Source organism: Shewanella sp. MSW (assembly GCF_007636515.1).
Taxonomy (GTDB): domain Bacteria; phylum Pseudomonadota; class Gammaproteobacteria; order Enterobacterales; family Shewanellaceae; genus Shewanella; species Shewanella indica.
In genome coordinates, this window is the sequence record NZ_LVDR01000006.1 from 147,897 (window position 1) to 160,403 (window position 12,507).

The 12,507-nt window shown below is 54.7% G+C and carries 12 protein-coding genes; 5 read left to right on the top strand and 7 right to left on the bottom strand.

What is annotated here, in order from left to right:
• Positions 1–18 precede the first annotated feature (18 nt).
• Positions 19–960 carry an alpha/beta hydrolase gene (locus AYI96_RS08545; RefSeq protein WP_028780091.1) on the top strand — a complete coding sequence of 314 codons (942 nt, stop codon included), beginning with the start codon at positions 19–21 and terminating at the stop codon, positions 958–960.
• Positions 961–1,118: 158 nt separating this feature from the next.
• Here the strand turns inward: AYI96_RS08545 and AYI96_RS08550 are convergent, their stop codons facing one another.
• The 4 genes from AYI96_RS08550 to AYI96_RS20480 form a co-directional block, all read right to left on the bottom strand.
• A complete protein-coding gene (locus tag AYI96_RS08550; RefSeq protein WP_039034653.1) occupies positions 1,119–1,580 on the bottom strand; it encodes a TlpA family protein disulfide reductase in 462 nt (153 codons plus the stop codon).
• Positions 1,581–1,582: 2 nt separating this feature from the next.
• The gene (locus AYI96_RS08555; RefSeq protein WP_144361421.1) at positions 1,583–3,751 is read right to left on the bottom strand and encodes a TonB-dependent receptor plug domain-containing protein; all 2,169 of its coding nucleotides are present in this window, start codon (positions 3,749–3,751) and stop codon (positions 1,583–1,585) included.
• A 220-nt stretch (positions 3,752–3,971) separates the two neighbouring features.
• A complete protein-coding gene (gene yjjG, locus AYI96_RS08560; protein WP_071476396.1) occupies positions 3,972–4,664 on the bottom strand; it encodes a pyrimidine 5'-nucleotidase in 693 nt (230 codons plus the stop codon).
• A gap of 60 nt (positions 4,665–4,724) precedes the next feature.
• Positions 4,725–4,850, bottom strand: a complete 126-nt coding sequence (locus AYI96_RS20480; RefSeq protein WP_258286654.1) for a hypothetical protein — start codon at positions 4,848–4,850, stop codon at positions 4,725–4,727.
• A gap of 33 nt (positions 4,851–4,883) precedes the next feature.
• Here AYI96_RS20480 and AYI96_RS08565 point away from each other — a divergent pair, with 33 nt between their 5' ends.
• Entirely contained in the window at positions 4,884–5,738 is an 855-nt protein-coding gene (locus tag AYI96_RS08565; protein WP_260852973.1) for an HNH endonuclease, read from the top strand.
• A 41-nt stretch (positions 5,739–5,779) separates the two neighbouring features.
• Here AYI96_RS08565 and AYI96_RS08570 read toward each other — a convergent pair whose 3' ends face one another.
• From AYI96_RS08570 to AYI96_RS08580, 3 genes are all read right to left on the bottom strand, one after another.
• On the bottom strand, positions 5,780–6,844 hold the full coding sequence (locus AYI96_RS08570) for a phosphotransferase enzyme family protein (protein WP_071476395.1): 1,065 nt from the start codon (positions 6,842–6,844) through the stop codon (positions 5,780–5,782).
• Complete coding sequence (locus tag AYI96_RS08575) at positions 6,837–7,772, bottom strand: NTP transferase domain-containing protein (protein ID WP_144361422.1); 936 nt, start codon at positions 7,770–7,772, stop codon at positions 6,837–6,839. The genes AYI96_RS08570 and AYI96_RS08575 overlap by 8 nt, the downstream gene beginning before the upstream one ends.
• 111 nt (positions 7,773–7,883) lie before the next feature.
• Positions 7,884–9,182: a hypothetical protein gene (locus AYI96_RS08580; RefSeq protein WP_144361423.1), complete on the bottom strand. Its 1,299-nt coding sequence runs from the start codon at positions 9,180–9,182 to the stop codon at positions 7,884–7,886.
• A 223-nt stretch (positions 9,183–9,405) separates the two neighbouring features.
• Here AYI96_RS08580 and gmk point away from each other — a divergent pair, with 223 nt between their 5' ends.
• From gmk to spoT, 3 genes are read left to right on the top strand one after another with little or no spacing between them, the layout of a single operon-like run.
• Entirely contained in the window at positions 9,406–10,029 is a 624-nt protein-coding gene (gene gmk / locus AYI96_RS08585; RefSeq protein ID WP_039034660.1) for a guanylate kinase, read from the top strand.
• A gap of 59 nt (positions 10,030–10,088) precedes the next feature.
• A complete protein-coding gene (rpoZ, locus tag AYI96_RS08590; protein WP_025010112.1) occupies positions 10,089–10,370 on the top strand; it encodes a DNA-directed RNA polymerase subunit omega in 282 nt (93 codons plus the stop codon).
• Positions 10,371–10,395: 25 nt separating this feature from the next.
• A complete protein-coding gene (gene spoT / locus AYI96_RS08595; RefSeq protein ID WP_039034661.1) occupies positions 10,396–12,504 on the top strand; it encodes a bifunctional GTP diphosphokinase/guanosine-3',5'-bis pyrophosphate 3'-pyrophosphohydrolase in 2,109 nt (702 codons plus the stop codon).
• Positions 12,505–12,507 lie beyond the last annotated feature (3 nt).

Below are 12,507 nucleotides of genomic sequence, written 5' to 3' on the forward strand. Positions count from 1 at the left end.
GCTGAATGGAGTACCCGTATGCCACTCAATCCCCAGGTTGAAACCTTCCTGCAGCAAACCTATGCCGCAGGCTTTACCCCCTATGAAGATCTGGCGCCCGAGGCCGGTCGTCATCAGGAACACAGCGATATTCCCCCGGCCAGGCCACCGGAAGAGATGGCCGCCGTTGAACACAGATTTATTCCCGGCCCTACCGCCGACCTGCCGGTTAGGATTTACCGCCCGAAACACAGCGAACAACCCCAGCCGGCGCTGATCTACTTTCACGGCAGTGGCTGGATGGTGTCGAACATAGAGATCAACGACCCCTTCAGCCGGGCACTGGCCAAGAATTGCGGCGTGGTGGTGATTGCCGTTAATTATCAAAAGGCGCCGGAGCACAAGTTCCCCATCCCCATGGATGACTGCTACGCGGCAACCCTGTGGGTGTTCAAACACGCCGAGAGACTGGGGCTGGATCCCAAGCGAATCGGTATCTTTGGCGACAGCGCCGGTGCCAATCTCGCCGCAGCGGTGGCATTGAGGTGCCGTGATGAAGACTCGGCAGATCTCGCCTGCCAGGTGCTGGTTTATCCGCCGGTGCAGTACGGCTGGCACACGGCCTCGGCCGAGAAATACGCCACAGGTTTTTTGCTGCACAAGGACAGCATGAAGTACTACTGGAACCACTATCTGCGCAGCCCGGCCGATGCCATTCATCCCTATTGCTCACCTTTGCTGGCAACCGACCACAGCAAGCTGCCTGCAACCTTGCTCTACTGCGCCGAATGCGATCCCCTGTGCGACGACAGCCGTCTGTACGCCGACAAGTTGGCGACTTCCGGCGTAGCCGTACACTATCAGCGCTACCCGGGCACGATTCACGGCTTTATCAAGATGTTGGGAGTATTCGATCAGGCCGATGAATTCCAGCGCGATGTCGGCGCCCAAGTAAGAGAGCTGCTGGCGGTCAAGGATTAACGATTAAAGCACCTGAGTTTGACAGCCCTGAAATTGGGCACCCAAACAGCCACCAGACATCACCACCTCCATGGGAGGGGTTTAAGATTGACAACAAAATGCCCGGCTCGATGCCGGGCATTTTTATTTCGATGGGTTCAGGTTTGAATTTGGCTCACTCAGGCCGCCGGGCAGAGCTGCGCCTGCAGTTCGGCTTCCCCGGTCAAACCACGATAGCCCTTAATTAACCTGCCCTTGCTGTCCAGCAGCAACAAGATAGGGGTTGCCGGAATGCCGCCCATGTCTCTGACCAACTCCATTGGCGCTCTATAGGCCTCAAACGGAAAGTTGAGGCGAAACAGCGCCCGTTTCAGGGCCAGTTGATTACCATTGACGCCGAGCGCCACCGGCTGCAGATGACCTGGGCACTGCTGATGTAACTTTTTCAGCACCGCCGCCTGCTTGACACACCAGGGGCACTCGGGCTCAAAGAACATCAGCACAGCACTCTGGCCCTCGAGATGTGCCAGCGTCTGTTGTTCCTGCCCGCGAAGGGGCTGAAACTGATAGTCACGAGTCAGCTGTGAGGCCTGTAACGGCATGGCACACAGCAGCAATAATCCCAGGGCCAGGCGCTTCATAATCAGAACACCAGTTTCATGCCGGCATAGATCTCTCTGCCACGCAGCGGGCCATAGATGTAACCCACATCGAAGGCGCCTTCGGCGTCATAGAACAAGGGGCTTTCTTCGTCACCGGCCTGGGTGTAGTCAAACAGGTTGCTGACCCCGGTATAGAAAGACAGGTTGTCGTTGAACTGATAGCTGGCACGCAAGTCCAGGGTAAAGTAGGACGGCGCATCAGTACGTTTCTTCGAGTCGGGATCCACCTTACCGTTGGCATCCAGGCGGTTATAACCTTCATAGCCATACTGCGACAGATCGCGGCTGCCAATCCACACCAGGTTGGCGAAAAATTCCCAATCGTTGACATCCCAATCCACGCTCAGGGTCACTCGCTCCTCGATAGGTGCCACGGCATAGGAAGACTTGAATACCGAATCATAGTCGAAGTGCTCGCCGGTAAGGTTTACCGTCAGGTCATCGGTCAGACGATAACCCAGAGCGATGTCTGTGGTCACCACACTGGCCTTCTCATCCAACTGGGTCAGCAATGGGATCCCTTGGTCGTTGGTGGTCAACGCCGCCAGATGCTCGACTTCGGTCCAGGCCACAGAGGCGGTGGAGGTGAATCTGTCACCTTCGTAGCTCAGGGCATAGTTCACCGAGTTGGAACGCTCCAGTTCATCGATGTCGATATCAAACCCCAGTGAACCATCCAGAATGCCGTGATCAGTCTCGAAGAAAGACAGCGGTGCCCGATAGCCACGACCGGCAGACAGACGCGAGGTCCACAGCTCATTATGACGCAGGCGAATATCGACTCTGGGCGAGAGTATCGACTCATCCAGCTCTGTGCCCGGTTTACTGGGGTCGGTAAAGTCGGCAGTGATGCTGTCATAACGCAGTGCCATGGCAACTTCGAGGTCATCGGTCACCTGCCAGGTATCCTGCAGGTACAGGCCCTTGACATCATAGTCAAAAGAGTCGGAGACATAGTCAGGGTTGGCGCTGCCGGCGCGGGAGTGAGAGCGCATCTCTTCGGTACGCAGATCGGCACCAAAGGTCAACAGATGGCTGTCGTTAAGCAGGTAGTTGAATCTGGCGTCGAAGAACCACATCTTGTCATCGGCGGTATAGTCAAACCCTTCGTAGAAGGAGTCCTGTTTGTGCTCGGCATAGCTTACCGCCAGGTGCATGTTCCAGTCGTCGTTGAATTCCTTCAGCCAGGCCAGCGATGCCTCGTTACGCTCTGTCTTGATCCATTCGGTAGTTTCCCAGGCCTTGCCGGTATAGGGATTACGGATATCACCATCTTCAAACAGCTGTTGCGGCTCACTGGGCTTATCATCAAAACCTGAGAGTACATTGCCTATGCTGGAGGCAGTGCCATCGGCAAAGCTGCTGCCCAGCATGGGGCCACCGAAGATCTCCGACTGGATATTGGCCATGCGCAGCACCAGATTATCAAAGTCGCCGATATCCTGGGAAATTCTGGCGGTTACGCTGCGGTTTTCCTGCAGTGGCGCCTCGTTGACCTTGTTGTCATCGGCGTCGAACTGATCTCTGTCGTCATACTGAGCCACCAGCGTTGCCCGGGTGCGGCCGTCTTCACTGACGCCCTTGCCGAGAAAGCCCACTTTGCGATAACCGTTTTCACCTGCGGCGACATCCAACTCGGCGCCGTTTTCGGTGGGCTCATAACTGATAATATTGATAGTACCGCCGATCGCCTCCGGGGCGATCAGTGAAGCACCGGCGCCGCGGGCCACTTCGATGCGTTCAATCCCGGTTGTGGGAATGGCATCGACGGCGTAATAACCGGAAATCATGGTATGCACCGGCAAACCATCCACCAGAATCGTGGTCTGTTCCCCTTTCATGCCGTTGAGCATGATGCGTTTTACACCGCACATGGAGCATTCGTTGGAGACTTTTACCCCGGGAGAGTTATCTATGGCTTCCGACAAATTAACGGCATTCTTGTTTTCTATGATGCTGGCGTCAACGACTTCCGTCTTCATTATAGTGTTGGCCAAAGTGCCGGCTTGCTCCAGCCGCTGCCTAACCCCTACCACACTCAAGCGCTCTATGTTTTCCGCTGCCGGCTCCTGCGTTTTTTCTGCTTCTGCCGCCATCAAATGCGGGCTCAACAGGGCCGCCAATACAACTGCCAGATAAGTCGGTTTCACTCAGATATCTCCCAAAATCAACAAAGTTGCGTAATATTATACGAATGATAATGATTATCACTTGATGAAGATCATGTTTTTTAACAGTCGTTTTAAAGGTGTATCTACACCCCTTAAAAGTAGTAACTGGCGGGCGGCGGTTTTATCGGCTACGCAGAAATGCGCAAGGCCCGCATAGTGGCGGGCCTTCGACTTGACAATCTTGTAGTAGAAGCTGCGATCAATTACATAACTGTTTTTGCAGTTCACTCAATGAACGTACCTCGATATGAGGCGTTATCCCTTCGGGAGCCGCCTCGCCTTTCACATTGAGCCAACAGGTATCCAGACCGGCCTTAAGGCCACCAAGAATATCCGAATGAGGGTTGTCACCCACCATCAATACCCGCTTACGCTCGGGTTGCTGCATCTTGGTCAGCGCATGCTCGAAAATACCCGGATCCGGCTTGGCCAGACCAACCTCTTCTGAAATCACCAACAGATCAAAGTGTTCGGCAAAGCCGGTCTTTTGCAACCGCACCTGCTGCAGCTCGGTAAAACCATTGGTGATAATCCCCAACCTGGCACGGCCCTTGAGGCTATCAAGCAGCTCGGCAGCACCGGGAAGCGGCTCACAGATATCGGCCATTGCCGTCATAAAGGCGCTGTTGAGTTCAAAAGGTGTGCGCCCGAGACGTTTGGCCCAATGGCTGAAACGGGTCAGTTGCAACTCGCTGGCGCTAATCTTGCCATCCTGATAGGCCACCCACAGCGGCGCATTGGTTTGCTGATACTCGGCATAGTCGGCATCGCTGAAATCCACCCCATGACGGGAGAACATCAGCTTGAGCCCCCGCGGCGCATCGAACTGAAACAGGGTTTCATCGGCATCGAACAATACCCACTGATAAGCCTGACTGTTAGAGTACGGCATGCTTCTCTCCTGTTTCTCCATTCTTCTTTAAACCCAAAACCATAACCCGAAAACACAGTGTTATGCAGGACACAAGCTGCGGATTTTACGCTCTGGTGTCGGCGGCGTCCAACCCGCTGCCGCCAGGCGGTTTTGCACCTTGGTCGCCAGGCGCTGCAGTATCACACCGCCCAAGGTCTGCACCATGATAGATTTTTTGCAGCAAAAGCGAATGCATAGGTGGGAACACGAATAAATAACCGAAAATTTCCATTTGATTTAAAAGGAATAATATCCATACTGGCAGCGTCTCTAGGAGGGCTTATGGCAAATCAACGTAGGTGGGATCGGGATGAACTACTGGTGGCTTTTTATCTTTATAGCCACACGCCCTTTGGCAGAATAAGCCAGCGTAACCCAGAAATAATCCAGATAGCCGAACTCATGCAAAGGTCGGCCTCATCGCTATCGATGAAGATGGCTAATATTGCCAGCTGTGACCCCAGCATCACCTCTACAGGTCGCAGGGGACTCCCTGGTGCTTCTAGAGCCGACAAAACCATGTGGCAAGAGATGACCCAGGACTGGGAAACCTTCTATCTCAAAGCTTATGCTGCCCACCTGCAGTTAACACAATCCTCTGAGCCACAAAATGTAAAGTCCGCAGGGACTGACGATTTTCACGGTAGGGAAAGAGAGACGCTGACTAAGACCAGAGTCGGCCAACAAGTATTTAGAAGCTCGGTTTTGAGTGCCTATGATTTTCGCTGTTGCATAACAGGATTAGACATTCCAGAGTTACTGATTGCCAGCCATATAGTGCCTTGGAGCCAAGAGCCTAACCAACGTCTCAACCCCTGTAACGGCATGTGTCTTTCCAGCTTGCATGACGCCGCTTTTGACAAAGGCTTGATCACCTTGAATTCCCATCTGGAGTTGCTGCTATCCCCTAAACTCCTGACGAAAAAAAATCGATATTTGAGTGACAGTTTTGAGCGCTTTGAAAACCAGCCGATTCGTCTACCAAACAAGTTTGCCCCGGCAGAAGAATATCTAGCCCTGCATCGCCAGCAGATTTTCCAGGCAATATCGTAAAGGAGACCTCTCACCGCCCCTTTTCAGAGACGGCGAGATGCTCAAACCAAGCACGCCTTTAGGGCCTCGCTCTGCTGCAATAAGCTGAGATAGAGGGTGAACTGGTTGGCGGCTCTGTCCAGGTTGTGACCTTCGCGATGGATATGAAAATACTTATCCCCCAACAGATAGTCGGTAAGGAAACGCACACCTATCATAAGACAAATGACTCTGGCGCCCAGCCATAGACTCTGGCGCTCCAGTGGCGTCAACACCTCGCCCAGCTCTGCCAGGTAACCCCGGCAGATGGCGGCAAACACTTCGGGCCTGACTCTGACCTTATCGAGTGCGGTGGAGTCTTCGGCCTCGGGCGAGCAGAAGGTGCGCACCATGTCGCCGAAGTCATACATCAGGAAACCCTTCATGCAGGTGTCGAGATCTATGATGGCCATGCTGGACATATCACGCTTGTCGAACAGCATATTGTTGATCTTGGTGTCGTTGTGGCAAATCCGCAGCGGCAAACCGGCACAGGTATCTTCAAGCTCCGCAAGCAACGATTGCTGGGACAAAGCCAACTCGGCCCACTGCCGACAGTGCTGCAGGCGCCCAAGCGGGTCCTCGGCAACCGCCTTGGAAAGTGCTTCGATTCTGCCTGGCAGATGATGAAACTTGGGGATCACATCTTCCAGTTCATGGGGGTCTACTTGGCTCAGGGCGCGCGCGAAATGGCCAAAGGCACGCGCCGCCTGTTCGGCCTCGGCCTCAGAGCGCACCACTTCGATGCTCTGACTGAAAGGCAGATAACTGATGGCGCGCCAGAATCCCTGTTCACCGAGATCCACCGCCAACTGCTGCTCGCGGGTCATCACAGGCCTTATCAGCTGCAGTTGATAGCCGCCTTCAGCAACACACTGGCTCAAATGCTCGCTGACCTTGGCTGCATTGTTAACCAAGGCCTTGGGCGCACGGAATACTTGAGTGTTGATCTTTTGCAGCACAAGTTCATCATCGGCGCTGCGGATCAGAAAGGTGTCGTTGATATGACCATTACCCAGCGGGCTGATTTTGGCATTATCAGGGATCCCGAAGTGAGGCAGCACCTGCTGCCGAATAAGTTCAAGCACCCATTAACTCCTGTAATTGCTGTTTCACCCGGGCGGCATCCTGGGGATATGTCACTCCCAACCAGGCCTCGCGGGCGGTTTCCACCCTGACACTGCGGGTGGCAAGGTTTTGCTGTTGCTGACACGGCTCTGGGTCTGGCTGCTCGATTGCATTTTGCACTATCGCAGGCAGATAACACTCGGCTTTAAGGTCATCACCATGGGTTGCCAAAAAGCGTCTGAGCCCTTGTTCCAGTGCGGTAAATATATTCGCCGAAAAGCCCCAGCAGGTCATGGATACCAAGGCATCGGCGGCTATCGGCCGGCGTTCACCCTGAAGCTCTCCCTCAAGGCCATGGGTGCCTGGACGAATATCGAGCCACTCCTGCACCGAAGTCAGGTAACCCTTCCCATTGACCTCACACAGGCCACGATTCACCCCGCCATGATCGGACAAGGTCAGTCCCAGCGGCCAGGCCACCATCATCCATTCATTGGGATATTGCCTAAGCCCTTCGGCCAACTGCACAAAGGCATGATCGCCATAATAATCATCTGCGGTGATCACTGCCATGGGGCCATCGACCAGATGCCTGGCACTCCAGAGGGCATGCGCCGTGCCCCAGGGTTTTTGCCTGTTACTGTGGCGCTTTGTGATATCCCCTGTCTGCCTTGCCGATACCGGCTGTGGCAGATCGTCCAGCGTCTGATAACAAAGATGCCACTCAAACCCGGAAGGCAGGAAGTCGCTTAACTGGCGACGGATCTCGCTTTCAAGCTCAGGACGGATAACCAGCACCGCACGGGCAAACCCGGCCTTGATGGCCGAGCGTAACGCCAATTGCAGCATGGTTTCCCCATTGGGCCCCAATGCCGCCAACTGTTTATCACCGCCAAAACGGCTTCCCAGCCCGGCGGCCATAATCACCAGAGTTAATTTTGTATCCATAAACTGTCGAATATGCCGCGAAGAAAGCCGAGCCGAAAAAAGCGAGGCAGTATAACAGAATCACAGCTCTGATGAATCAAAGCTGTGGTTAACCGTACGCCAATATACACCCTATTCAATAAACTGCCGAAAGGCCGGAACAGAACCCAATGCCGCCTGACTGCCCTTGAGGCTGAAGTCATAACCGCAGAGCTTAACCGAGCCCCGCCGCGCCATATCCTGAACAATCACCTGACTGTCCAGAGGGCTGAAGGCCGCTTCTACCTTGCCGTTATCGCCGATAACGACCGACATGGGACGGTAGCCAGTGCCATTGTTAAACACCAGCTCGGCGCAGCGGCGATCGCCCTTGGCGGTAGCCAGATCCCACAAGGGGCCTGGGGCGTCAGTATCACCAAGCCAGCTCATACGCAGCAAGTCACCATCGAGCGATAGACTGAAGCTGTCCGGCAGGCGCACTGTCACCCTGTCGGAGGTTTCGGCCACAATCTCTGTCGTCTCATCACGGCCTGATGCGTCATTAGGCTCAGCCTGGGGCCACAGCAGCCATATGATCAATCCCAAGCCAAGTAGCGCTGTGACCAGAGCGGCTATGGCAAAGCCCTTACGCTGGGCGGCCGAAAAGCCGCCAAGCCGCTGCCAAAGTTGCATTACGGCATCGCGCCAGGAGAGCAGCAATACCGACAAAGAGCCGGTGCGGTCGACCTCATCATCAAACCCAGACTCAGCGCTATTGACCTTATGCCGGGCTTGCTTATCTGTATGCCAGCCAGGCTCTGTATTTATCTCGGAGGCATCGCCATCACTCGGCGCCGAGTCAAAATAACGGCTGCGGCCAGGTCCATAGGAGATGGCATCATGACTGAGGTCATGGACGGCGTTATACTCAGCAGCGCCGCGCTCGGCAGCATACCCAGGCGCAAGTTCAGGTTCAGGTTCAAGAACTGAAGCGCCGCCCAGGGTTGGCTCGACCCTTCTTATCTTGTTTTTGCGCTCAGCGCTCAAAGGCACAGGGCCACAGTATCCCTGCACATAGTCTCGCTGGCTGCGGGCGCCGCGGCCGCGATTCCCTCCAGGCAACAGTGCCAAACCTGTATGCAGCGCCAAAGCCAGTACCAGGGCTCCTATCAGGTAACTGCCTTCCTGGCCGCTACCTAAGGTCAACAACAGAATAAGCCAAGGCAGCAGAGCTATCAGTGACAACCAGGGATTAAGGCCACCGTCACCCAGGCGACGACGACAACTGAGCAGTAATACCGGTGCCAGCAAAATCCCGGGCAACCAGATGAAACTACCGCCACCGGAAAGTAGCCCCAACACGAGTAGTAAAAAATAAACGGCGCCACTGATGGCCGCATGTCGCAGACCATTGTCGTAACCCTGAATACAGATGAGCGATTTATACAGCACAGAACCCCTTAAAAAATCGGCCGACTTATTGATGGCAGACTAACGAATTTGATGGCAATTGTCAGCGCCACTGGCATGGCAGCGTTGCCTGCCTATATAATAGCTGCCCTTAAGGAAGCTGCCTTGAACTCCTGTTCAATCCAGAATAACGGCAGACCAGAGTTCGTAGCTTCCCTCATTAATCACCGATTTTTTGCAACCAAAGACTTGGAACCCAAATATTATGAGCGCACGCGGAAACCTCTTTATTGTCTCGGCCCCCAGTGGAGCGGGCAAATCGTCACTGATTGCAGCCCTGCTGGCCAATAAACCGGCCGACAAACAAGTTTCCGTATCGCACACCACCCGCCAGCCCCGCCCGGGTGAGGTTAACGGCCAACACTATCATTATGTGTCGGTGGAGGAGTTCAAGGCGCTGATTGCCGAAGAAGCCTTCTTCGAGTGGGCCGAAGTCTTCGGTAACTTTTATGGTACTTCCCGCAAGGTCATTGAAGAAACGCTTGAACGGGGCATAGATGTGTTCCTGGATATCGACTGGCAGGGTGCCCAGCAAGTGAAGAAACTGATGCCCGAGGCCATCGGCATCTTTATTCTGCCACCGTCCCGCGAAGAGCTGGAGCGCCGCTTGACCGGTCGAGGTCAGGACAGCAGCGAAGTCATCGCCTCCCGCATGGCACAGGCAGTATCAGAAATGTCGCACTATAAAGAGTATGATTTCATCATAGTCAACGACGATTTTGAGACTGCACTGGGGGATCTGAGCGCGATCATTCGCTCACAACGCCTGACTCGTGCTAGTCAAATTAATACTCACAATGATATGCTTAAGGGTCTGTTGGCAGATTAATTGCCTTCGTGTACAATTTTGCGTCATTTTTTCCATTCAAATCACTGGAGTTTCAACACATGGCTCGCGTTACTGTAGAAGACGCCGTTAAACAAATCGGCAACCGTTTTGATATGATCATGGTTGCGGCGCGTCGTGCCCGTCAGATCGCCGTCCAGGGTAAAGATCCTTTGGTTGAAGAGCAAAACGACAAACCCACTGTTATCGCACTGCGCGAAATCGAACAGGGACTGGTTAACTCAGCGACTCTGGATGCCGATGAGCGTCAGAGCGTACGTGAGCGCGAAGCAGCTGAAATTGCTGCCGTGGCAGCGATTGCAGAAGGTAACTCTTCACTCTAAGGCACATTCTTAGGAGAACAGCCACTTGTATCTGTTTGAAGGTCTCAAGGAGTCTGCCGCCAGTTATCTGGAGCCGGAGCAGGTAGAATTACTCAAGCAGGCCTATCAGGTGGCGCGTGATGCCCATGAAGGGCAGATGCGTACCAGTGGCGAACCCTATATTACCCATCCGGTTGCGGTTGCCCGCATCCTGGCCGAAATGCGTCTCGACCATGAGACGCTGATGGCCGCCCTGCTGCACGACACCATAGAAGACACCCAAGTTACCCATCAGGATCTGGCCGAACTGTTCGGCACCTCGGTGGCGGAACTGGTGGAAGGTGTCTCCAAGCTCGACAAGATCAAATTCCGCGACAAGAAAGAGGCCCAGGCGGAAAACTTCCGCAAGATGATGATGGCCATGACCCAGGATATCCGGGTGATCCTCATCAAACTGGCCGACCGCACCCACAATATGCGCACCCTGGGCGCCCTGCGGCCGGACAAACGTCGCCGCATTGCCCGCGAAACCCTGGAAATTTACGCCCCCATCGCCAACCGTTTGGGTATTCACAATATCAAGACAGAGTTGGAAGATCTCGGCTTTCAGGCCTATTACCCTATGCGCTATCGGGTACTCAAAGAGGTGGTTCGTGCCGCCCGCGGTAACCGCAAGGAACTGATCCAAAGCATAGAAACCGCCATTCGTACCCGCCTGGAAGATGTGGGTATCAAGGGCAAGGTCAAGGGCAGGGAAAAGAACCTCTATTCCATCTACAACAAGATGCGCAGCAAAGAGCTGCAATTCCAAGAAGTGATGGATATCTATGCCTTCCGCTTGATAGTGGACTCCATAGACACCTGTTATCGGGTGCTCGGGGTGATGCACGGCCTCTACAAGCCGCGTCCGGGCAGGTTTAAAGACTATATCGCCATTCCCAAGGCCAACGGCTATCAGTCGTTGCATACCTCGCTGTTTGGTCCCCATGCGGTACCGGTGGAAATTCAGATCCGTACCGAAGACATGGACCAGATGGCCGATAAAGGGGTTGCGGCCCACTGGATGTACAAGAGTGGCCAGACCGGCGCCTCGGGTACCACTACCCAGCTGCGCGCCCGCAAATGGATGCAAAGCCTGCTGGAACTGCAGCAGAGTGCTTCCACCTCGTTTGAATTTGTTGAAAACGTCAAGACAGAGCTGTTCCCGGAAGAGATCTATGTATTCACTCCCGAGGGCCGCATTCTGGAACTGCCGGTAGGCGCCACCGCAGTGGACTTCGCCTATGAGGTACACACAGATGTGGGCAACACCTGTGTCGGCGCCCGGGTCAACCGCCAGGCCTACCCCTTGAGTCAGCCGCTGATTTCCGGGCAAACAGTCGAGATCATCACCGCCAAGGGCGCCCGCCCCAACGCCGCCTGGCTCAACTTCGTGGTTACCGGCAAGGCCCGCGCCAAAATCCGTCAGGTGCTCAAGAACCTCAAGCAGGACGAAGCCAGCACCCTGGGTAGGCGTCTGCTGAACCATGCGCTGGGCGAAACCAAGCTGGAACAGATAGATCCGGCGCAGATAGACAAGGTAGTCAAAGACACCAAACACGCCGATCTGCAATCACTGTTGGCCGACATAGGTCTCGGCAATGCCATGAGCATAGTCATAGCCCAACGCCTCAAGGGCGACAAGATAGAGCCGCAGAAACAGCATGATGAGCACAAGCTGATGCCGATCCGCGGCGCCGAAGGCATGCTGGTTACCTTCGCCAACTGCTGCCGCCCCATTCCTGGGGATGCCGTGATTGCTCACGTAAGCCCAGGCAAGGGCCTGGTGGTGCACATGGAAAACTGCGCCAACATCCGCGGCTATCAGGGCGAGCCGGACAAGTATATTCCGGTGCAATGGGATGCCGTCGATGGGGTCGAATTCCAGGCCAACCTGAGGGTCGAAATCGTCAACCATCAGGGCGCGCTGGCGAAGATCACCAATATCATTGCCGCCGAAGGCTCCAATATTCACAATCTCAGCACCGAAGAGCGCGATGGCCGCGTCTATCTGATCAACCTGCGCATCTCGGTTCGCGACCGGATCCACATGGCAAATGTTATGCGCCGAATCAGGGTACTGCCCGAGGTTCTGCGTACATCCCGTAACCGTTGATAA